Origin of the sequence: Pseudomonas sp. ZY71, from assembly GCF_036542145.1 — a bacterium.
In the GTDB taxonomy this organism is placed as follows: Bacteria; Pseudomonadota; Gammaproteobacteria; order Pseudomonadales; family Pseudomonadaceae; genus Aquipseudomonas; species Aquipseudomonas koreensis_A.
Genome location: NZ_CP144274.1, coordinates 5,208,611 through 5,229,286, shown reverse-complemented (window position 1 = coordinate 5,229,286; position 20,676 = coordinate 5,208,611). Strand labels below are relative to the sequence as shown.

The window sequence follows — 20,676 nt, the reverse complement described above, 5'->3', positions numbered from 1 at the left end:
GAAGGCTGCGATCTTTTTTGGCTCATCCCGAATTTCACAGACGCGGCGCCGGAATCTGCTCAAGCAGTTGCTGGAGCACTTGATCGACCTGCAGGCCTTCGATATCCAGCTCCGGGGCAATGCGCACGCGATGACGCAGCACCGCCAGTGCGCAGCCTTTGACGTCGTCGGGGATCACGAACTCACCGCCACGCAGCAAGGCGCGGGCACGGGCACAACGCACCAACGCAATCGAGGCGCGCGGCCCGGCGCCAAGGGTCAGCCCCGGCCAGGTGCGCGTGCTGCGCGCCAGGCGCACGGCGTAGTCGAGCACCTGATCGTCCAGCGGCAAGTCACTGGCGATGCGTTGCAAGGCTTGCACATCTTTGGCTTGCAACACGGTGCGCAGTGGTTGCACATCGAGCATGTCGGCGCGGGTCGAGCGGCAGACCTGACGCACCATGTTCAACTCCTGATCGGCGTCGGGGTAGTCCATGCGCACTTTGAGCATAAAGCGGTCGAATTCCGCTTCGGGCAGGGGATAGGTGCCTTCCTGCTCAATCGGGTTTTGCGTCGCCAACACCATGAACGGTTGCGCGATCGGCAGGGCGCGACCTTCGAGCGTGACCTGACGCTCCTGCATCGCTTCGAGCAAGGCTGCCTGGGTTTTTGCCGGTGCGCGGTTGATCTCGTCGGCCAGCAACAGGTTGGTGAACAACGGGCCTTTGCGCAGCTTGAACTGCTCGGTTTGCAGGTCGTACACGGCGTGGCCGGTGACGTCGCTGGGCATCAGGTCCGGAGTGAATTGAATCCGTGCAAACTCGCCACCGAAGCAACGGGCCAATGCCCGTACCAGCAGGGTTTTACCCAGCCCCGGCACGCCTTCAAGCAACACGTGGCCGCCGGCGATAAGCGCTGTCAGCACGTCGTCGATTACTTGGTTTTGGCCGATCAGGGCTTTCTGCAATTCGCCGCGCACCGCTTGCGCCAACTGGCTGGCACGCTGGCGTTGCTGGGCGGCGTGGCTGGCGCTGCCGGGCTCGATCTGTTCAGTCATAGCGTGTTCCTCAGGGTTTGCAGGTGGGCGACCTGGCGGCAGAAATCGGCGCTGGATATGCGCCGGTTCGGCACCGGGCTCAGGGCCTGGCTGATAGCGCGGGTGGGTTGCCGGGTCAGGCGCGACAACGCCAGCCATTGTTCGGCAACGTTCAATTGATCAAAGCCAGGATGCCGGCGACGGGCGCGGCGCAGTACATCCTGTTGCAGGGCTTGCAGCAGCGCTTGTTGACCGTTGTGGCGCAGCAGGAAATCGGCACTGGCGCGCAGGTGCTCCTGCAATTGCCGACGTCCACTCGGAGCGGGCAATTGCAGTGGGCCGTGGCGCACACCGACGTGCCAGAGCCACAGGCCGATCAAGGCGAGCAGGGCGACGATGGCTTGCGGGAAGTAACGCCAGAGCAAGGTCAGCAGACCGTCGTGCTCGGTGTTGTAGATCAACGCAACGTCGGTGTCGGCGCTCAGGTACCAGAGCAACCAGGCGTTGTCGTATTGGCTGATGGTCTTGTTTTTCCACAACTCGGCGTCGGTGACCACGGTGATCGTGCCAAGGCTGTAGGGCAACTGCATCATGTGCGTGGCCTTGGCACTGTTGGCCCAGGCTTGCGCAAGATTCTTCGGGTCGTCGAGGTGGAAGTCGGTGTCGAAACCGGCGTAGGCCGGTGCGTCTTCGTCTTCCAGATAGAGTTTGGTCAGTTTCGGAAAGCGATCTGGCTCAACGTCGGCGGGCAAGTCTTTCAGATCCTTGCTCAGGGATTGATGCAGTTGCACCCGGTCGAGCAACAGGTCGTTGCTTTGTCTGGTCTGCTCATCCCACAGCGATTCGGCGACGAACACCAGCCGCCCGCCGGCCCGGGTCCAGTTCAACACTTGGTCAACCTGACGCGGGGTCATGCGTGAGCGATCGTTGAACAGCAGAAGCGTATGCCGGCGCGGATCGATATCGGGGAGCACCGCGAGGCTTTCGGCATGGCTGACCATGAGCCCACGCTCACGTAAAAAGATCTCGGCCGCCAGATAAGGATTGGCTTGCGCGGCGGGCGAGGGGCCGTGATCGACTTCTTCCTGATAAGGCTTGGCCTTGAGGTAGAGGAAAACGCTCAGCGCGCCCAGCAGCAAGGCGATCAACGCAGCGATCCAGCACAGTGTCCGGCGACTCAACGGGCAGCTCCGGGGCCAAACAAGGCGCGCCAGCCATCACACAATTCCTGTTGCATGGACGCCGGTGGTACGCGATGCCCGTAGGCCATGTTCTGCCAGTGATTGGTCAGTTTGCGGCTGAAGGCGAGCAGTTCGGCGCGCTGCAATTGTTCAACGTGCGCTAGCACCTGGAGTTCGGTGTCGGCGGGTTTCAGGGTCAGGTCGAAGTCGTGGAGCAGATGGCTGAGCAGCCCTCGATAGAGCAGGCCCAGCGCTGCACGAGGTTGGCTTTGCCAGAGTTGTTCGGCATGGGCGGCGATGTCGTCAGGCAAGGTGTCGCGGTTCAAATCCAGACCGAAGGCTTGCTGCGGCAACGCGCGTTTCGGTTTGGCAGGCAGCCTCGGTCGGCGGCTGACGAAGGCTTGCAGAAACTCGCGATAACGCCAGATCAGCCAGCCCAGAGCAGCAATGACCGCGCCCCACAACAGCACCTCGATGACCTTCGCCAGCACGTTCAAGTGTTGCCCGTCGAGCCAGCCCAGCAGGGTTTTCAGCCACTGCGGCGCTTCACCCGGAGTTTGCGCTTCGGCAGGTTTCGCCGGGTCGTCGCCAAAGCGATAGCGGGTGACGGATTCCTTGTTCTTGAACGGCGGTTGCTCAAGCAGTGCCTTGATGCTGTCACGGGAGGCCTGACTGGTGAGTGGCTGATTCAACAGTCGCGGCGCCTGGGGGCTGTCATCCGGCTCGGCTGCCCACGCTGAAGGCACATTCGGCAGCAGCAGAAAGACCGCCAGCAGCACCCCCAAAACACCGTTGTTGAGACGATGACGCAAGCGGCGGAACACCAGCTCGATATCCCACGCTTCCAGCTGTGTGCGGCGGTTCAGATAAAGGCTGAAGCCGCAGGCGACGTAGATCGGCTCCCACACCACCAGCACCAGCGCGTAGAAAACATTGGTCAGGTGTTCGAGCCAGCGCCAGTCGTGATCCGCCGCGAATATCAGCGACTGCCAGTCCCAATCCGTTTCGATCTGCTGTGGCAGCAACATGTAGAACAACACCATCAGGCCGATCCACAGCGCAGTTTCCAGATGCACGCCGATAATGGTCAGCCACTGCGCGGCACCGGCGTTGCGTTGCAGCAGCACCTGCAGGCGTTGTTGCCGGGCATTGCCGTCGAGGCCTTCGAGTTGCACCACCGGCAATAGAAAGCTGCGGCTCAAACTCAGGCGGCGCCAGGTCAGGCTGGCCAGCAGTTGCGGTTTGAGCAGGCGCGGCCATTCGCGCAAGGCTTGTTTGAGGGTCGGCGTTTCGCCAAACAGCGCTTTCGACAGGATGTACAACGGCAGGCGCTCATACGCCGGTTTCAGCCACCAGAAGATAAACACCGCCAGCGTCGGCGAATCCCAGAACAACAGGCTGAGCAAAGCGAACAACGGCAGCGTGACGATCGCCCAACTGATCATCAGCAGACGCCGATGTTGCTGGCTCATCAGCACGCCGAGGTCCATGGCTTCCCAGGTCGTGCGCGGACGGATCACCACGGTGGCGTCACTCAGGCGCATGGCGGGTCCTTCCGGCGAACAACAGATAGACCGCGACCAATGCCCACAGCCCGGCGCCGACCAGGTATTTGGTCAGTGGCGTGACACTGGTTTTCGATGACCAATAGGCTTCGATAAACGCAGCAATCAGCAGGAACAACATCACCCCGCAGACCAGTAGCACACTTTTGCGCGCCGCCCGTTGCAGCGCTTCGCTGCGGGTCAGCCGTCCGGGCGCGATCAACGCCCAGCCGAGTTGCAGACCGGCCGCGCCGGCGAGGGCGATGGCGGTGAGTTCAAAGGCGCCGTGGGCGATGACGAATGACCAGAAGGTCTGGCCGAAACCGATCTCGCTGAGGTGCCCGGCCACCGCACCGATGACCATGCCGTTGTAGAACAGAAAGAACGCACTGCCCACGCCCAGCAACAAGCCGCTGGCAAAGGTCTGAAAGGCAATGCCGATGTTGTGCATCACGTAGTAACCGAACATCACCCAGTCTTCGCTGGCCGCACGTTCGGCGGGGCGCCCGAGGTGGCCGGCGACCGGGTCGTACATGCCTTGCATCTCGCGCACTTGATCGGCGGGGATCAGGTTGTAGACCAGTTCGGGAAATACATACACCAACAGGCCAACGCCGATCAGGCTGCCGAAGAACAGCAGGCTGGCGACCAGCACAAAAGGCCATTCGGCGCGCACCAGACGTGGGAAGTCGGCGAGGATGAAACTCAGCAGATTGGCGCCGAGTCGGCTGCGATGACGGTACAGCTGTTGATGTCCGCGCAGTACTTGTTGCTGCAGCGAATCGATGAGGAAACTGCTGTAACCACGCTCCTGAGCCAGCGCCAGATGTTGGCAAAGCCGTCGATAGGCCTTGGGGAAGCCGCCGACTTGCGAGGTGTCCTTGCCACGTTCGAGGCGTTCGAGGGCCAGCGCAAAACGCTCCCATTCGGCCTTGTGGCGACTTTCGAAAAGGCTTTGCTTCATGTCGGGCCCAACAAGCCGCGAGCGATGCCATTGAGTTCAGCGACAGCCTTGGGCGCGGAAATATGCAGAGGCTGGGCGAGCAGCGCGGCCAGTTCATTGACCCGCGCTGGAGATAAATCACCTTGGCGCTCGGCAAAACCCAGCACGGCACGTTGTTCGGCGAGTGTCAGGGCAACAGGTGAGCGGCGAGGTTCGGCATCAGGCAGTTGCGGACGCATCAGCGGACGTTCGCTATAGATCACCAGCGTACCGGCAGCCATGTCACCGAGGCGTTTGAAGGCCGGGTGGTGCAGGCAACTGAGGGTGCCGAGGAAGTAGCCGAAGGGCAGCAGATCGACAAAACGCAGCAGATTGCGCAGCAGTGAGGCCGACCAGCCAATCGGTGTGCCGTCGTCGTGCACCACGCGCAGCCCCATCCACTGTTTACCCGGCGAGCGGCCCTGACGCAGCACTTCGAACAGCACCATGTACCACCAGCTGATCGCAAACAGCAGCAGCGAACCAAGACCCATGCCGAGCTTGCCGAGAAACGCCAGGGCGATGAACAGCACGCCCATGATCACGCCGCGTATGGCCAGATCGATCGCGAAGGCCACGGCACGCACCATCAACCCGGCAGGACGCAACGGCAGGTCGATACCTTCCGGCGTTTCGACCTGATGCCGCGTATCCAGCGGCGGGGCCAGCGGTGCTTTCCTTGGCAGTGCTGTGGGCTCGAGCATGGGCTACCTGATGTTCGCCTGTTCGGGGTGCAAGTGAGGCCGATGCTAGCAGCCTCTCGGGGGAAAACGACATAACTATGTATTGCACATCGTAAAGCGCGAAGTGTTTGAATGACGCGAGGCTGGCCGCGAGCGCGGTCGAGCGCCTAGACTTTGCCGATCTTCTGTTCAGGAACCGCCCGTGACTTCAATCTTCTGGTACGACTACGAAACCACTGGCATCAATCCGCGTAATGATCGCCCGTTGCAGGTGGCCGGGATTCGCACCGACCATGCGCTCAATGAAATCGACGAGCCGGTCAACCTCTACTGCCAGCCCAGCGAAGACATCCTGCCGCATCCGGCGGCGTGCGCGATCACCGGCATCACCCCGAGCCAGCTCGCCGAAAAGGGTTTGAGCGAAGCGGACTTCATGACGCGGGTGCACGCTCAACTGGCGGCTCCCGGCACCTGCGGCGCCGGTTACAACACGCTGCGTTTCGACGACGAGATGACCCGTTACAGCCTGTATCGCAATTTTTTCGACCCGTACGCCCGGGAGTGGCAGGGCGGCAACAGCCGTTGGGATCTGATCGATGTGGTACGCGCCGCCTATGCGTTGCGTCCTGACGGCCTGGTCTGGCCGACCGATGACGACGGCCGGGTGACGCTCAAGCTTGAACGCCTTACAGCGGCGAACAATATCGATCATGGTCACGCCCACGAAGCCTTGTCAGACGTGCGCGCCACCATCGCACTGGCGCGGTTGATCCGCGACAAACAGCCAAAACTGTATGACTGGCTGTTCCAGTTGCGCAGCAAGCAAAAGGTCATGGATCAGATACGTCTGCTGCAGCCACTGGTGCATATTTCCGGGCGTTTCTCCGCCGCGCGCAGTTACGTCGGTGTGGTGCTGCCATTAGCCTGGCATCCCAAAAACCGTAACGCCTTGATCGTCTGCGATCTGCACCTCGACCCGCAGGGGTTGCTCGATCTGGACGCGCAGACCCTGCGCCAGCGGTTGTACACGCGTCGCGACGATTTACTGGAAGGCGAGTTGCCGGTGCCGCTCAAGCTGATTCACATCAACCGTTGCCCGGTGGTGGCGCCGCTTTCCGTTTTGCGCGCGCAAGATCAGCAACGGCTGGGGCTGGACATGGCGCTGTATCAACAGCGAGCACTGCGGCTAACTGACGCACAACAAAGTTGGAAAGATAAAGTTGCTGAGATTTATGTCAGTGAAGATTTCACGCCGAGCGAGGATCCGGAACAACAGTTGTACGACGGATTTATCGGCGACCGCGACCGGCGTCTATGTGAGCAAGTGAGGAGCGCTGACCCGGCTCAACTAGCGCAAGAGCAATGGCCTTTCGATGACGAACGTTTGCCCGAATTACTCTTTCGATATCGCGCACGTAACTTTCCCGAGACGTTGAATTTCGAAGAGCAAGAGCGCTGGAGAATATTTTGTCAGCAGCGTTTGTCCACGCCTGAGTGCGGCGCACCGAATACCTTGAAATCTTTTACCGAGGCGGCCGAGCAATGGTCGCTTAATGCCACGCCGATGCAGAGTGAAGTGCTCAATGAGTGGCAGAATTATGTCCAGGCATTGCGCAAACGTTTGAATCTTTGAAATCGAACATGACCGGGCTTAAATGCCGGGCATAAAAAAACGCCAGCATTCGCTGGCGTTTGTTTTTTCGCGGATCGCTCTGCGAAGGCGTTGCGGCTTAGCCCAGCAGGGTAGCCCAGCCTTCAACCACGTCACCGCCCCACTTGGCTTTCCACTCTTTCAGAGTTTTGTGGTTGCCACCTTTGGTTTCGATGACTTCGCCGTTGTGCGGGTTTTTGTATTGTTTAACTTTGCGAGCACGCTTGGTGCCGGTAGTTTTTACAGCGCCGCCACGTGGAGCTTTGGTTTTTGCTTCCGGGTCCAGCAGCGCGATGATGTCACGCAGGGACTTGGAGTATTCGCCCATCAGGGTGCGCAGTTTGCCTTCGAATTCCAGCTCGGTTTGCAGTTTGTCATCTTGGGACAGGTTCTTCAAACGGGCTTGCAGCTCTTTGATAGCTTCTTCGGTGGCGCGATATTCGTTGATCAAGGACATGATTACTACCTTAGTAGAGTGCGGGATGGCAGGGTGACAGTGCCGCAATAATAGTCAGGCTGTTTCATCAAGTAAACATTTAACCGGAGTTTTTATTTAAATTAGTTACGAGAAACTGCGTTCTATTGAATATTCAGTTAAATAGTGTGATCCAGTCATCACAGATATTCACAGTTGCCTGATCAAGCGATGTCACACGCTGGCCCTCAGCTGGATGGTGACGCCGGCGAAAAACCGGAGTGCCGGGCCTGGCTCGCGCCGATGCTGATCAATACTGCAGTTTTCCCCCGCAGCCGCTAGAATGGCGGCCTTTGCGAAGTTCTGGAGTTTCCCCCTCATGCGCACTTTCCGCCTGGTGATTTCTTGCCCGGACCGCGTTGGCATTGTTGCCAAAGTCAGTAATTTTCTGGCAGCCCACAACGGCTGGATCACCGAAGCGAGCCACCACTCGGACAATCAAGTGGGCTGGTTCTTCATGCGTCACGAAATTCGTGCCGATTCGCTGCCTTTCGGTATTGAAGTGCTGCGCGAGAAGTTTGCGCCGATCGCCGAAGAGTTTTCGATGGACTGGCGCATCACCGACACCGAGCAGAAAAAGCGCGTTGTGCTGATGGCCAGCCGCGAATCCCACTGCCTCGCTGACTTGCTGCACCGCTGGCACAGCGATGAACTGGACTGCGAAATTTCCTGCGTGATTTCCAACCACGATGACCTGCGCAGCATGGTCGAGTGGCACGGCATTCCTTATTACCACGTTCCGGTCAATCCGCAGGACAAGCAACCGGCCTTCGACGAAGTGTCGCGCCTGGTCAAACAGCACGATGCCGAAGTAGTGGTACTGGCGCGTTACATGCAAATCCTGCCGCCGGACATGTGCCGTGAATACGCGCATAAGGTCATCAACATTCACCACAGCTTCCTGCCGTCGTTCGTTGGCGCCAAGCCGTACCACCAGGCGTCGCTGCGTGGCGTGAAACTGATCGGCGCGACTTGCCATTACGTCACCGAAGAGCTGGACGCCGGTCCGATCATCGAGCAGGACGTGGTCCGCGTCAGCCACAGTGACAGCATCGAAGACATGGTGCGTTTCGGCCGTGATGTCGAGAAGATGGTGTTGGCGCGTGGCCTGCGTTATCACCTCGAAGACCGCGTGCTGGTGCACGGCAACAAGACTGTGGTGTTTTGATCTAAACCACACCGGCTTGAAAAACCAAGGGTCTGGGCGTTCAATCGCTCAGACCCTTGTTCATTTCAGCTTTGAGGAAAAGCCATGACCGATCCACTGGACAAAGCCACTTCCAAAGCACCGGCAACTTTGGGCGAGGGTTGTTTGAGTCGATATGATCCCGAGGACATGAGCCCGGAGGATGGTACCGAGTTTCCCGGCGCTGCCGAGTTGTGGGAACAACTCAAAGAGCAGGAGCAGGACGACGTCAAGAAGCCTGTCTGACGTTCATCAGCTTCTTCAACAGCGGCCGCCCCAACATCAACAGAAACACCGGGCCCCCCACCACCAGATAGAAGTAATACGTCACCACCCGCCAGATCAGAATCGCCGCCGCTGCGGTGGATTTACCCACCATCGGCGCCAGCAGCGCTGCCGACGTCAATTCCGCCGCCCCGGCACCGCCCGGCAGCAGACTGAATTGCCCGGCTCCGAGCGAAAGCATCTGCACCAGAAAACTCCACGCCCACTGCAAGTCGGCGCCCAACCCGCGCAGCGCCAGATACAGCACGCTGTAACGCAGCAACCAATGCACGCACGTCAGCGCAAAGACCTTGATCAGTGTCTGCCAGGGCAACTTCAACGTATCGGTAAACGCGGCGAGAAAATGCAGCAACTTGCGCGCCCAGCGACGCCGGGTGCGGACCTTGACGTTGGCCCTTGCCAACAGACGCCCGCTCAGTCGAATCAACGCGCGGTGGTAGCGCGCGACCAACACGCAACTGAACAGGCCGCCAAACAACGACACGGCGCTGACCGTCAGCAGCCACTCCAGCCGATCGCTGAGGTGTTGAAACAGCGCATAAATCAGAATTCCGCTAAGGGCGCAGAGAAAGAACAGCAAATCACTCAGTTGATCCATGGCAAACACCGCGCTGCCCCGCGCCGGCCGCACACCCGAACGGGCCAGCAGGGCCATGATTGTCAGCGGTCCGCCACTGCCGCCGGGTGTTGCGCCATAAGCGAATTCGGCGGCCATGACCACGCCAAGGCTCTTCAAGGGTGTTACGCGATCACGTTGATCGCCGAGCAACAACCGTAAACGCAGGGTATTGATGCCCCAGCACAGCAGGATCATGCCGAACATGATCAGCAACCAGTGCAAAGGGAAACTCTGCAGTCGCGCCCAGGTTTCGCCGCCGCCGAGCACAACGGGGATCAGCACCGCCGCAAGCAGGCCGATGAGCAACAGAATGCCGCGACTCATGCGACGCGTTCCAGTCGACCGCACTGTTGAGCGAGCCAGTTCATTTTGGTCATCGGTACGCGTCCTTCGTTCAGCAGTCGTTCAAGAGTATGCAACCAGTAGTCGCGGGAGAAGCGGTGGCGCATGTCCACCGGGTGCAAGCCTAGCCGAATCACCGGCGCCTGGCGCCAGCGCTGTTCCCGCTGCTCGCAGACCAACTTTGACAGGCCCCGGCGCCAGGCACTGCGGGCGCTCCAGACCAGACCGGGGGCGTCGATAGCGGTGAAATCCGGCAACCGATAAAGATGCTGCGGATCGCTGGTGTAGCTAAACGGCAATTCACACAGGGCCTGGCGGGTGCCGTCGCTCATCAGCCACGCCGGGGCGACGAAACCGTGCAGCGGCCAGCCGTGGCGCTGGAAAACATCGATGCCATCGCGCAGGCGGGCGAGGGCGGTTTCGCGGGACAAACGATAGAACTCGCCTTCATGGGTGTAGACCCGGCGCATGAACCAGTCTCGTGGTGTCGTTGGGCGGGGCTCCTGGTCATCGTGAAAATAACCATGTAACGCCAACTCATCGCCACGGGCGGCGCGCGTGTCGAGCATTCGACAAAATGCCGGGTGAGCGTCGAGGGTGTTGTGCCGGTGGAAGTTCGGTACGACCAGCCACGTCATTGGCACATTGCCCAATGCGTCGACCGCCTCGACAAACGGTTGGTAATCCGTCCACGTCGACGGTGCCACGTCGTGCAATACCAGCAACACGGCGGGATTGTTCATCGATTCAACCATTGGCCACCCGCGGCAGCGTTTGCCCAAGTACCGCGTGATAGTGGCCCAGCAAACTGTCGACCACCGTGTCCCAGGCGTAGTGGGTTTCGACATGCTGGCGGGCCTGTGCGCCCAGTTTGCCGCAGCCGCGACTGAACAGTTCGCGCACGGCATTGGCCATCGCCTGCGGGTTGTTTGGCGCGCACAGCAGGCCGCAGGACTCCGTGACAATCTCTTCGAATGCCCCGGCAGCCACCGCCACCACGGGAATGCCGCAAGCCATGGCTTCGAGGATCACCAGGCCAAAGGTTTCCTGATCGCCGGCATGGATCAACGCATCGGCACTGGCCATCAACTGCGCGACGCGTGGCGCGGGGCAGAATTCGTCGATCACACTGACATTGTCCGGCACTGCCGCCGGCATCGAAGAACCGACCAGCAACAAGTGATAACGCGGGCCAAGGCGTTGCATGCATTTGAGCAGCACCGGCAGGTTTTTCTCTTTCGAACCGCGTCCGGCGAAAATCAGCAACCGGGTGTCTTCGGCGATGCCCAGTTCTGCGCGCAGTTGCGGGTCGCGGACACTGGGGTGAAAGGTCTGCAGATCGACGCCCAACGGTTGCACGAAAACATTGCGTACACCGAGGCCGCTGAGCTTGTCAGCCATGACCTGGCTAGGTGCCAGGACCCGATCGAAGTTGCCGTAAAGCTTGGTGACGTATGCCTCGATATTCGGCGTGACCCAATGGCCCATGCGATTGCTGATCAGCAGCGGCAGATCCGAGTGATAGAAGCCGATCACCGGCACATCGAGCTGCCGCCGGGCATCCAGCGCGGCCCATGCGGTCAGGTAAGGATCACCGACTTCGATCAGATCAGGCTGCAAATCCTGCAGGACATTTCGCCAAGGCGCGAGGCGTACAGGGAAGCGATAACCCTTGCCGAAGGGCAGGGCGGGGGCGGGAACCGTGTAAATACCGTCGTGTTCGCCGAAATGCGCACCTGGAATCAACAGGCTGTGGCGAATGCCGGGTTTGACGCCCAGCCGGCGGTGTTTGGCATCCAGATAAGTGCGCACGCCACCGCTGGCCGGGGCGTAGAACATGGTGATGTCGGCGATGTGCACGGTGATCAACCCTCCGCTGCGTGGTTCTCCCTTGGTTGACCTTTATCAAGAATAGATGTTCGGTCGGGATTGCGCGGTAGAGCTGAAGAGTGCCCTCACCCTAGCCCTCTCCCGGAGGGAGAGGGGACTGACCGAGGTGGATGTTGGAGATACGCCGACTTGAGAGACCTGAGTCGAACTCGAATTTTGAACAGCACGAAGATCGGCTCCCTTTCCCCCTCGCCCCCCTGGGGGAGAGGGCTGGGGTGAGGGGGTAACGCTCTTGATCTTAAATGCGGAAACTACCAACCAGTTGCTTCAACCGCGAAGCCTGCTGCTCAAGATCCGAACACGCCCGCAACGTCGCCTGCAAGTTCTCCACACCTTCCTGGTTCAGCGTGTTGATCTCGGTGATATCGACGTTGATCGACTCAACCACAGCAGTCTGCTCCTCGGTCGCCGTGGCCACCGACTGGTTCATGCCGTCGATCTCGCCAATGCGCTGCGTCACGCTGTTCAAGCGCTCCCCGGCAAGGTTGGCAATTTCCACGCTGTCCTGACTGTGGCGCTGGCTGTCGCTCATGGTGCTCACCGATTCACGGGCGCCGACCTGCAGCTCCTCGATCATGGTCTGCACCTGTTGCGCCGATTCCTGGGTGCGGTGCGCCAGATTGCGCACTTCATCGGCCACCACAGCAAAACCACGACCGGCCTCACCGGCACGCGCCGCTTCAATCGCCGCGTTAAGCGCGAGCAGGTTGGTTTGCTGGGAAATGCTGGTGATCACTTCGAGAATCTGGCCGATGTTCACGGTTTTGCTGTTCAGCGACTCGATATTGCTACTCGACGCGCTGAGCATGCTCGACAGTTGATTCATCGCCTTGATGCTGCGATCCACCACTTGCTGGCCGTCTTCAGCCAGACCGCGCGCGTCGCTGGCCTGATTCGAGGCTTGTGCGGCGTTGCGGGCGATTTCCTGCGCGGCGGCGCCGAGCTGGTTGATCGCCGCCGCCACACTGCTGGTGCGCGAAGCTTGCTGATCGGAGTTGTACATCGACGAGTTCGACGCAGCGACCACGCGCAGGGCGACTTCGTTAACCTGGCCGGTCGCCGAAGACACTTCGCGGATCGAGCCATGAATGCGCTCGACGAAACGGTTGAATGCGGTTCCGAGGATGCCGAACTCATCGTTATTGACGATGGTCAGGCGTTTGGTCAGGTCGCCTTCGCCATCAGCAATGTCTTCCATGGCGCGGGTCATCACGTGCAGCGGCTGGATCAGCAGGCGGATCAGCATGCCGAGCAGGGCGATGATGATCGCCACCGCGATCACGGTGGCGATCACGGCCGAGGTGCGGAACTGACTGAGCATGGCGAAAGCCTGATCCTTGTCCACCGACAGACCGATGTACCAGTTCACCGACGGCAGACCTTTGATCGGCGCGAAGGTGACGATGCGGGTCTTGCCGTCAACGGTGACTTCGCTGAAGTCGCTGCTGATGCGCGGGGTGTCCTGCGGATAGGCTTCTTTCAGTGATTTCATCACCAGCGCCTTGTCCGGGTGCACGAGGATCTTGCCGTCGGCGCTGACCAGGAACACGTAACCCATGCCGTCGAAGTCGCGGGCGGCGAGGGTGTCGACCAGCGATTGCAGGCTCAAGTCGCCACCGACCACGCCCACGCTCTGACCAGCCTTTTTCGAGGCGGTGGCGATGGAAATGATCAGTTGGCCAGTCGCGGCGTCGATGTACGGCTCGGTCAGGGTCGAGGTACTGCTGTTCTCGGCACCTTTATACCAAGGGCGCACCCGTGGATCGAAACCGTCGGGCATCTTCGCATCAGGACGGATGGTGAAGTGGCCAGTGGCATCGCCGAGGTAGGAAGCCATGAACGTCGACGTCAGGGCTTTCTGTTCCAGCAGGCTGGCGACATTGGCCGGTTCCGGGTTGATGGCGATGTTCTGGGCGGCGTTCTCGATCAGCAGAATGCGACCGCTGAGCCAGGTCTGGATATTGCCGGCGGTGACTTCGCCCATCTCGTTGAGATAGTTGTTAAGGTCATCGCGGATCGCATTGCGCTGTAGCCAGTCGTTGTACAAGGTAAACGAGGCGAAGGCGGCAATGACGATAAGGGCGGCGGCAAGCAAGATTTTATGGCTGAAGCGCAGATTTTTGTTCATGGCTTGGGGTTCCGCTAAGGTCTTAATGTCCAGGGCGTGCTTTTATAGAAGCGCGCAAAATGGGCAAGGGTGAAAACAAGCTGATATTTCCGTCTCTCCTTAGGGAAATGTCCGGCCTGACTTGTGGTCGGGTCTCTCACTCTTCTGTATCGGCCATGCGTAATCAAAGATTAACCATTGGGTGACAAAATGCCTGACTCCTCGCAACTCGTAATCGGCGCCGACCTCGCAGGCCAACAGATTGCTCAGGCCATGCGCCTGGCGAACCGCCACGGACTGGTCGCCGGCGCCACCGGTACCGGTAAAACCGTTACTTTGCAGCGTTTGGCCGAGGCGTTCAGCGACGCCGGGGTCGCGGTGTTTGCCGCGGACATCAAGGGCGATCTGTGTGGCCTCGGTGCGGCCGGCAACCCGCAGGGCAAGGTTGCCGAGCGTATCGCCGGGATGCCGTGGCTCAACTACACGGCGCAGGCTTATCCGGTGACACTGTGGGATATCCACGGTGAGTCCGGTCATCCATTGCGCACCACGCTGAGCGAAATGGGCCCGTTGCTGATCGGCAGTCTGCTGGAACTGACCGACAGTCAGCAGTCGGCGCTCTACGCAGCCTTTAAGGTTGCCGATCGCGAGGGCCTGTTGCTGCTGGATCTGAAAGATCTGAAGGCGCTGCTCAATCACCTCAAGGACAATCCGCAGCTATTGGGCGACGACGCCGCGCTGATGACCACTGGCTCGAGTCAGGCGCTGCTACGCCGTCTGGCGATCCTTGAGCAGCAGGGCGCTGAAGCCTTGTTCGGCGAACCGGCACTGCAACTCGAAGACATTCTGCAACCGAGCGCCGATGGCCGTGGGCGCATTCACTTGCTCGACGCCAGCCGTCTGGTGCATGAGGCGCCGAAGGTCTACGCGACGTTCCTGTTGTGGCTGCTGGCTGAGCTGTTCGAGCAGTTGCCGGAGCGCGGCGATGCCGACAAACCGCTGCTGGCGCTGTTTTTCGATGAGGCGCATTTGCTCTTTGGCGATACACCCAAGGCACTGCAGGAGCGGCTGGAACAAGTGGTGCGCTTGATCCGTTCCAAAGGGGTTGGCGTGTACTTCGTCACGCAGTCACCGGCGGACTTGCCGGATGACGTGCTGGCGCAGCTCGGCCTGCGCATTCAGCATGGCTTGCGCGCCTTCACTGCCAAAGAACAGAAATCCCTGCGCGCGGTGGCGGACGGCTTCCGGCCGAATCCGGCGTTCGACAGTTTGTCGGTGTTGACTGAGCTGGGCATTGGCGAGGCCTTGGTCGGCACGCTGACCGAAAAAGGCACGCCGGAGATGGTCCAGCGCGTGCTGGTGGCGCCACCGCAATCGCGGATCGGGCCGTTGACCGAGACTGAGCGCACGGTGTTGATTGCCGGATCGCCGTTCAAAGGGCGCTATGACAAGCCGATTGATCGCGAGTCGGCGTATGAAATTCTGATGGGGCGCAAGGGCCTGGCGCCTGAAGCCGAGGCAACCGCAGGCAAGCCTGCGCCTGAAGAGCCGAGCCTGGCCGACAGAGCAGGAGAGTTCCTCGGCACCGCCGCCGGCCAAGCGCTGAAATCGGCGATGCGCCAAGCTGCCAATAACCTTGGCAAACAACTGGTACGCGGCTTGATGGGCTCTTTACTCGGTGGCAGCAAACGCCGCTGACCTAATGTAGGAGTGAGCCTGCTCGCGATTGCGGTATGCCAGGCACGACAATGTCGACTGTTTCACCGCTATCGCGAGCAGGCTCACTCCTACAATTGTTGCTGTCAGGACTTGTCTTTGGCGTGCGCCGCCAGTCGCTCCAGCGCCGCACGCAACCCCGGATCAGTGATCCCGTCCGCCGTCGCCTGAATCGTCGCCGCCGCTTCCGTGGACAAATCCATCGTGTGCCCGGCTGCCCCGCGTTGAACCGTCGGCGGCTGCACTTTGAACAGAATCCGCGTCAGACTGGCGAACTCGTCGAACATCTGCAATTGCCGCTGCAAGCGTTTTTGCTGATAGCGCAGGCGTGTCGCCCAGTGGCCGTCGGTGACAATCAGCAACAGACTGCCCTCACGCCACGAGGCCACATGGCAGTGTTCCCGGGCGGCAGGTTGCAGTTGGCTTTCGAGCAGGCGCTGCAAATGCCCCAGTCGTTGGGCATGGCCGAGGATGGCTTTGAGCGGCTTGGCTTCGCGCAGGAGAACGGCGGGTGCTCTGGCCGTAAGAGGGCGGAATGCCATGATCGAACACCTGAAGTAACAGAAACGCCATGGTAGCAGAAAGGCCGAAATCACTCGCCCATTGCTTTTGCCCCCGCTTTACCCATTAAATCAACGACTAACTTCTGCCTTGTATGACTTGAAGTTGAGCAAAACGCCCCTATTTTAAGTGAGCCCCGTCAAAGCGCAGTGCCAGCATCGTGGAACATCGCCACTTTCCTCACTTCCGTTTCCGGGTAGAATGCTCGTTCGCATGCGGCCATGAGGGCTGCACGGGCGACGCTCACGGGGCCGCCCTCCATCCCTTTAGTGTGGAAGATCCTGCCGATATGTTTGCGCCTTTGTTAAAGAAACTTTTTGGAAGCAAGAACGAGCGTGAAGTCAAACGCATGCTCAAGACGGTGCAGCTCGTCAATGCCTTCGAAGAGCAAATGGTGGCCCTTTCGGACGATCAATTGCGTGCCAAGACCGCTGAGTTCAAGGCCCGCATCGCCAAAGGGGAAACCCTCGACAAGCTGTTGCCAGAAGCCTTTGCGGTCGCCCGCGAAGCCGGCAAGCGCATCATGGGTATGCGCCACTTCGACGTACAGCTCGTCGGTGGCATGACCTTGCACGAAGGCAAGATCGCCGAAATGCGCACCGGTGAGGGTAAAACCCTCGTAGCGACCCTGGGCGTTTACCTCAACGCACTATCCGGCAAGGGCGTGCACGTTGTGACGGTGAACGACTACCTGGCGCGTCGTGACGCCAACTGGATGCGTCCGCTGTATGAATTCCTCGGCCTGACCGTCGGCGTCGTGACGCCGTTCCAGCCGCCGGAAGAGAAACGTCTGGCCTACGCCGCCGACATCACCTACGGCACCAACAACGAATTCGGTTTCGACTACCTGCGCGACAACATGGCGTTCAGCATGGAAGAAAAATTCCAGCGCGAACTCAACTTTGCCGTGATCGACGAAGTCGACTCCATCCTCATCGACGAAGCGCGTACCCCGCTGATCATCTCCGGTCAGGCCGAGGACAGCTCCAAGCTGTACATGGAGATCAATAAACTGATCCCGCAGCTGGAACTGCACGTTGAAGAAGTCGAAGGCGAAGTCACCAAGGCTGGTCACTACACCGTTGACGAGAAGACCCGTCAGGTCGAACTCAACGAAGCCGGTCACCAGTTCATCGAAGACATGCTCACCCGCGTCGGCCTGCTGGCGGAAGGCGAGAGCCTGTACTCGGCACACAACCTGGGCCTGCTGACCCACGTGTATGCCGGTCTGCGTGCGCACAAGCTGTTCAACCGCAACATCGAATACATCGTGCAGGACGGTCAGGTCGTACTGGTCGACGAACATACCGGTCGTACCATGCCGGGTCGTCGTCTGTCCGAAGGCCTGCACCAGGCCATCGAAGCCAAGGAAGGCCTGAACATTCAGGCCGAGAGTCAGACCCTGGCCTCGACCACGTTCCAGAACTACTTCCGTCTGTACACCAAGCTGTCCGGCATGACCGGTACCGCAGACACCGAAGCGTTCGAATTCCACCAGATCTATGGTCTGGAAGTCATGGTCATTCCGCCGAACAAACCATTGGCGCGTAAAGACTTCAACGACCTGGTGTTCCTCACCGCCGAAGAGAAATACGCGGCCATCGTTGCGGACATCAAGGAAAGCATGGCGGCCGGTCGTCCGGTGCTGGTGGGTACTGCCACCATCGAAACCTCCGAGCACATGTCCGCATTGCTCGTGAAGGAAGGCATCGAACACAAGGTTCTCAACGCCAAGTTCCACGAAAAAGAAGCCGAGATCATCGCGCAGGCCGGTCGTCCGGGCGCTCTGACCATCGCCACCAACATGGCCGGTCGTGGTACCGACATCCTGTTGGGCGGTAACTGGGAAGTTGAAGTCGCGTCGCTGGAAGATCCGACCCCTGAGCAGATTGCCCAGATCAAGGCCGACTGGCAGAAGCGTCACCAGCAAGTGCTCGAATCCGGCGGTCTGCAAGTGATTGCGTCCGAGCGTCACGAATCCCGTCGTATCGACAACCAGTTGCGTGGCCGTGCCGGTCGTCAGGGCGATGCCGGTTCGAGCCGCTTCTACCTGTCGCTGGAAGACAGCCTGATGCGTATCTTCGCCTCTGACCGGGTGAAGAACTTCATGAAAGCCCTGGGCATGCAGCCGGGCGAAGCGATCGAACACCGCATGGTGACCAACGCGATCGAGAAGGCGCAGCGCAAGGTTGAAGGCCGCAACTTCGATATCCGTAAGCAACTGCTCGAGTTCGACGACGTCAACAACGAACAGCGTAAAGTGATCTATCACATGCGTAACACGTTGCTGGCCGCTGACAACATCGGCGAAACCATCGCCGACTTCCGTCAGGACGTGCTTAACGCCACCGTCAGCGCGCACATTCCTCCGCAATCGCTGCCAGAGCAGTGGGACGTGGCCGGTCTGGAAGCCTCGCTGCAGAGCGACTTCGGTGTAGCGTTGCCGATCCAGCAATGGCTCGACGAAGACGATCACCTGTACGAAGAAACCCTGCGCGAGAAGCTCATGACCGAGCTGATGGCGGCGTACAACGAGAAAGAAGACCAGGCCGGTGCCGACGCACTGCGCTCGTTCGAGAAACAAATCGTACTGCGCGTGCTGGACGACCTGTGGAAAGACCACCTGTCGACCATGGATCACCTGCGTCACGGTATCCACTTGCGTGGCTACGCTCAGAAGAACCCGAAGCAGGAATACAAGCGCGAGTCGTTCACGCTGTTCTCCGAGCTGCTCGATTCGATCAAGCGCGACTCGATCCGTGTGCTGTCGCACGTTCAGGTGCGCCGCGAAGATCCGGAAGCCGAAGAGCAACGTCTGCGTCAGGAAGCCGAAGCACTGGCCGCCCGCATGCAGTTCGAACACGCCGAAGCGCCAGGTCTGGAGCAACCGGAAATACTCGGTGAAGAGGTTGATGTAGCCCTCGCCACCGCGCCGGTGCGCAACGAGCAGAAGCTGGGCCGCAACGAACTGTGCTACTGCGGTTCGGGCAAGAAATTCAAGCATTGCCACGGGCAGATCCAGTAAAACCCGTTTCAATCGCTGAAATACCCGCGCCGCGACCGGCTCCTGCCGTCGCGGCGTTTTGCCATTTAAACCACCGTCGCTGCGCGTGGCGGTGCTGACATCATTGAGTAAGGAGCGCATTCATGGCTGTTGGTCTTGGTCCTTTGCCAACGTTGCACCCGGTTGCCGGTTTTGAACTCGGTATCGCCTCGGCCGGCATCAAGCGCCCCGGGCGCAAAGATGTCGTTGTGATGCGCTGCGCCGAAGGCTCGACCGTGGCGGGCGTGTTTACCTTGAACGCCTTTTGCGCTGCGCCGGTGATCCTGGCGAAGAAGCGCGTCCAGAATGCCGTGCGTTATTTGCTGACCAACACCGGCAACGCCAACGCCGGTACCGGCGAGCCGGGTCTGGCCGCTGCCGAGCGCACCACCGCCAAACTGGCCGAGCTGACCGGTGTCGATGCCAGCCAGATTCTGCCGTACTCCACCGGCGTGATTGGCGAGCCACTGCCGGTCGAGAAGATCGAAGGCGCCCTGCAAGCCGCGCTGGATGATCTGTCGGAAAACAACTGGGAAGCTGCGGCCACCGGGATCATGACCACCGACACTCTGCCGAAGGGTGCCAGCCGCCAGTTCGCGCATGACGGCGTGACCATCACCGTCACCGGTATCAGCAAAGGTGCGGGCATGATCCGCCCGAACATGGCGACCATGCTCGGTTACATCGCCACCGACGCCAAAGTCTCCCGCGATGTCCTGCACAACTTGATGCTCGACGGCGCCAACAAGTCGTTCAACCGCATCACCATCGACGGCGACACCTCGACCAACGACTGCTGCATGCTGATCGCCACGGGCAAGGCTGCACTGCCGGAAATCACCCGCGCTGAAGGCGAGCTGTTCGCCAAATTGAAGCAGGCGGTGTTCGAAGTGTGCATGGACGTGGCCCAGGCCATCGTGCGTGACGGCGAAGGCGCGACCAAGTTCGTGACGGTTGAAGTGAATGGCGGCGGCAATCATCAGGAATGCCTGGACGTTGGCTACACCGTGGCCCACTCGCCGCTGATCAAGACCGCACTGTTCGCTTCTGACCCGAACTGGGGCCGTATTCTGGCTGCCGTTGGTCGTGCCGGCGTGCCGGATCTGGACGTGAGCAAAATCGACGTGTTCCTTGGCGAGGTGTGCATCGCCAGCCGTGGCGCCCGTGCGGCGACCTACACTGAAGCCCAGGGTTCGGCGGTGATGCAGCAGGAAGAGATCACCATCCGCATCGAACTGGGTCGTGGCGATTGCAGCGAAACCATCTGGACCACCGACCTGTCGCATGAATACGTGAAGATCAACGCTGAATATCGCACTTGATCTAACCTGAGACCGAGTCGATGCCATCGCGAGCAGGCTCACTCCTACAGTGGTTTGTGAAAGCCACAGATCAC

At 60.1% G+C, this 20,676-nt stretch carries 17 protein-coding genes and 1 pseudogene; 6 read left to right on the top strand and 12 right to left on the bottom strand.

Annotated features, from left to right (window positions below):
• Window positions 1–34: 34 nt before the first annotated feature.
• Genes VY732_RS23245 through VY732_RS23225 form a run of 5 tightly spaced genes read right to left on the bottom strand, consistent with a single transcriptional unit; the run spans window position 35 to window position 5,426 of the window.
• Window positions 35–1,036 carry an AAA family ATPase gene (locus VY732_RS23245; RefSeq protein WP_331691863.1) on the bottom strand — a complete coding sequence of 334 codons (1,002 nt, stop codon included), beginning with the start codon at window positions 1,034–1,036 and terminating at the stop codon, window positions 35–37.
• A complete protein-coding gene (locus VY732_RS23240) occupies window positions 1,033–2,196 on the bottom strand; it encodes a DUF4350 domain-containing protein (RefSeq protein WP_331691862.1) in 1,164 nt (387 codons plus the stop codon). Before VY732_RS23240 ends, VY732_RS23245 begins: the two co-directional genes overlap by 4 nt.
• Complete coding sequence (locus tag VY732_RS23235) at window positions 2,193–3,740, bottom strand: DUF4129 domain-containing protein (RefSeq protein WP_331691861.1); 1,548 nt, start codon at window positions 3,738–3,740, stop codon at window positions 2,193–2,195. The genes VY732_RS23240 and VY732_RS23235 overlap by 4 nt, the downstream gene beginning before the upstream one ends.
• The gene (locus VY732_RS23230; RefSeq protein ID WP_331691860.1) at window positions 3,727–4,704 is read right to left on the bottom strand and encodes a stage II sporulation protein M; all 978 of its coding nucleotides are present in this window, start codon (window positions 4,702–4,704) and stop codon (window positions 3,727–3,729) included. The genes VY732_RS23235 and VY732_RS23230 overlap by 14 nt, the downstream gene beginning before the upstream one ends.
• Window positions 4,701–5,426 (bottom strand): RDD family protein, encoded by a 726-nt coding sequence (locus VY732_RS23225; RefSeq protein WP_331691859.1) that lies wholly within the window; start codon window positions 5,424–5,426, stop codon window positions 4,701–4,703. Before VY732_RS23225 ends, VY732_RS23230 begins: the two co-directional genes overlap by 4 nt.
• A gap of 181 nt (window positions 5,427–5,607) precedes the next feature.
• Here VY732_RS23225 and sbcB point away from each other — a divergent pair, with 181 nt between their 5' ends.
• Window positions 5,608–7,038 (top strand): exodeoxyribonuclease I, encoded by a 1,431-nt coding sequence (sbcB, locus tag VY732_RS23220; protein WP_331691858.1) that lies wholly within the window; start codon window positions 5,608–5,610, stop codon window positions 7,036–7,038.
• A 97-nt stretch (window positions 7,039–7,135) separates the two neighbouring features.
• Here the strand turns inward: sbcB and mvaT are convergent, their stop codons facing one another.
• Window positions 7,136–7,513 carry a histone-like nucleoid-structuring protein MvaT gene (gene mvaT / locus VY732_RS23215; RefSeq protein ID WP_008058684.1) on the bottom strand — a complete coding sequence of 126 codons (378 nt, stop codon included), beginning with the start codon at window positions 7,511–7,513 and terminating at the stop codon, window positions 7,136–7,138.
• A 337-nt stretch (window positions 7,514–7,850) separates the two neighbouring features.
• Between mvaT and purU the strand changes: the two genes are divergently transcribed.
• Together purU and VY732_RS23205 are read left to right on the top strand one after the other, a co-directional pair.
• On the top strand, window positions 7,851–8,699 hold the full coding sequence (purU, locus tag VY732_RS23210) for a formyltetrahydrofolate deformylase (RefSeq protein ID WP_007912774.1): 849 nt from the start codon (window positions 7,851–7,853) through the stop codon (window positions 8,697–8,699).
• Window positions 8,700–8,783: 84 nt separating this feature from the next.
• Window positions 8,784–8,963 (top strand): hypothetical protein, encoded by a 180-nt coding sequence (locus VY732_RS23205; protein ID WP_137219578.1) that lies wholly within the window; start codon window positions 8,784–8,786, stop codon window positions 8,961–8,963.
• Here VY732_RS23205 and VY732_RS23200 read toward each other — a convergent pair.
• From VY732_RS23200 to VY732_RS30075, 5 genes and pseudogenes are all read right to left on the bottom strand, one after another.
• Window positions 8,947–9,945, bottom strand: a complete 999-nt coding sequence (locus tag VY732_RS23200) for a lysylphosphatidylglycerol synthase transmembrane domain-containing protein (RefSeq protein WP_331691857.1) — start codon at window positions 9,943–9,945, stop codon at window positions 8,947–8,949. The genes VY732_RS23205 and VY732_RS23200 overlap by 17 nt on opposite strands.
• Window positions 9,942–10,718 carry a DUF2334 domain-containing protein gene (locus tag VY732_RS23195; RefSeq protein WP_331691856.1) on the bottom strand — a complete coding sequence of 259 codons (777 nt, stop codon included), beginning with the start codon at window positions 10,716–10,718 and terminating at the stop codon, window positions 9,942–9,944. The genes VY732_RS23200 and VY732_RS23195 overlap by 4 nt, the downstream gene beginning before the upstream one ends.
• Entirely contained in the window at window positions 10,711–11,802 is a 1,092-nt protein-coding gene (locus VY732_RS23190; protein ID WP_177412564.1) for a glycosyltransferase family 4 protein, read from the bottom strand. Before VY732_RS23190 ends, VY732_RS23195 begins: the two co-directional genes overlap by 8 nt.
• Window positions 11,803–12,091: 289 nt before the next feature.
• Window positions 12,092–12,856: a methyl-accepting chemotaxis protein gene (locus tag VY732_RS30080; protein ID WP_371043227.1), complete on the bottom strand. Its 765-nt coding sequence runs from the start codon at window positions 12,854–12,856 to the stop codon at window positions 12,092–12,094.
• Between the two features lie 93 nt (window positions 12,857–12,949).
• A pseudogene (locus VY732_RS30075) lies at window positions 12,950–13,981 on the bottom strand (HAMP domain-containing protein); the annotation flags it as partial.
• A gap of 189 nt (window positions 13,982–14,170) precedes the next feature.
• Here VY732_RS30075 and VY732_RS23180 point away from each other — a divergent pair.
• A complete protein-coding gene (locus VY732_RS23180; protein ID WP_116030054.1) occupies window positions 14,171–15,658 on the top strand; it encodes a helicase HerA-like domain-containing protein in 1,488 nt (495 codons plus the stop codon).
• Window positions 15,659–15,762: 104 nt separating this feature from the next.
• Here VY732_RS23180 and VY732_RS23175 read toward each other — a convergent pair whose 3' ends face one another.
• Complete coding sequence (locus VY732_RS23175; RefSeq protein ID WP_077574296.1) at window positions 15,763–16,218, bottom strand: DUF721 domain-containing protein; 456 nt, start codon at window positions 16,216–16,218, stop codon at window positions 15,763–15,765.
• Between the two features lie 308 nt (window positions 16,219–16,526).
• On the opposite strand from VY732_RS23175, the gene secA reads away from it, so the two are divergent.
• Entirely contained in the window at window positions 16,527–19,262 is a 2,736-nt protein-coding gene (secA, locus tag VY732_RS23170; protein WP_123593678.1) for a preprotein translocase subunit SecA, read from the top strand.
• A gap of 122 nt (window positions 19,263–19,384) precedes the next feature.
• Entirely contained in the window at window positions 19,385–20,602 is a 1,218-nt protein-coding gene (gene argJ / locus VY732_RS23165; RefSeq protein WP_331691854.1) for a bifunctional glutamate N-acetyltransferase/amino-acid acetyltransferase ArgJ, read from the top strand.
• Window positions 20,603–20,676: the final 74 nt, after the last annotated feature.

Excerpts from the sequence above, each read along its gene's own strand:
- VY732_RS23245 (WP_331691863.1), bottom strand. The coding sequence starts at position 1,036 with ATGACTGAACAGATCGAGCCCGGCAGCGCCAGCCACGCCGCCCAGCAA.
- VY732_RS23235 (WP_331691861.1), bottom strand. The coding sequence starts at position 3,740 with ATGCGCCTGAGTGACGCCACCGTGGTGATCCGTCCGCGCACGACCTGG.
- VY732_RS23230 (WP_331691860.1), bottom strand. The coding sequence starts at position 4,704 with ATGAAGCAAAGCCTTTTCGAAAGTCGCCACAAGGCCGAATGGGAGCGT.
- VY732_RS23225 (WP_331691859.1), bottom strand. The coding sequence starts at position 5,426 with ATGCTCGAGCCCACAGCACTGCCAAGGAAAGCACCGCTGGCCCCGCCG.
- mvaT (WP_008058684.1), bottom strand. The coding sequence starts at position 7,513 with ATGTCCTTGATCAACGAATATCGCGCCACCGAAGAAGCTATCAAAGAG.
- purU (WP_007912774.1), top strand. The coding sequence starts at position 7,851 with ATGCGCACTTTCCGCCTGGTGATTTCTTGCCCGGACCGCGTTGGCATT.
- VY732_RS23205 (WP_137219578.1), top strand. The coding sequence starts at position 8,784 with ATGACCGATCCACTGGACAAAGCCACTTCCAAAGCACCGGCAACTTTG.
- VY732_RS23200 (WP_331691857.1), bottom strand. The coding sequence starts at position 9,945 with ATGAGTCGCGGCATTCTGTTGCTCATCGGCCTGCTTGCGGCGGTGCTG.
- VY732_RS23195 (WP_331691856.1), bottom strand. The coding sequence starts at position 10,718 with ATGGTTGAATCGATGAACAATCCCGCCGTGTTGCTGGTATTGCACGAC.
- VY732_RS23190 (WP_177412564.1), bottom strand. The coding sequence starts at position 11,802 with ATGTTCTACGCCCCGGCCAGCGGTGGCGTGCGCACTTATCTGGATGCC.
- VY732_RS30080 (WP_371043227.1), bottom strand. The coding sequence starts at position 12,856 with ATGTACAACTCCGATCAGCAAGCTTCGCGCACCAGCAGTGTGGCGGCG.
- VY732_RS23180 (WP_116030054.1), top strand. The coding sequence starts at position 14,171 with ATGCCTGACTCCTCGCAACTCGTAATCGGCGCCGACCTCGCAGGCCAA.
- VY732_RS23175 (WP_077574296.1), bottom strand. The coding sequence starts at position 16,218 with ATGGCATTCCGCCCTCTTACGGCCAGAGCACCCGCCGTTCTCCTGCGC.
- secA (WP_123593678.1), top strand. The coding sequence starts at position 16,527 with ATGTTTGCGCCTTTGTTAAAGAAACTTTTTGGAAGCAAGAACGAGCGT.
- argJ (WP_331691854.1), top strand. The coding sequence starts at position 19,385 with ATGGCTGTTGGTCTTGGTCCTTTGCCAACGTTGCACCCGGTTGCCGGT.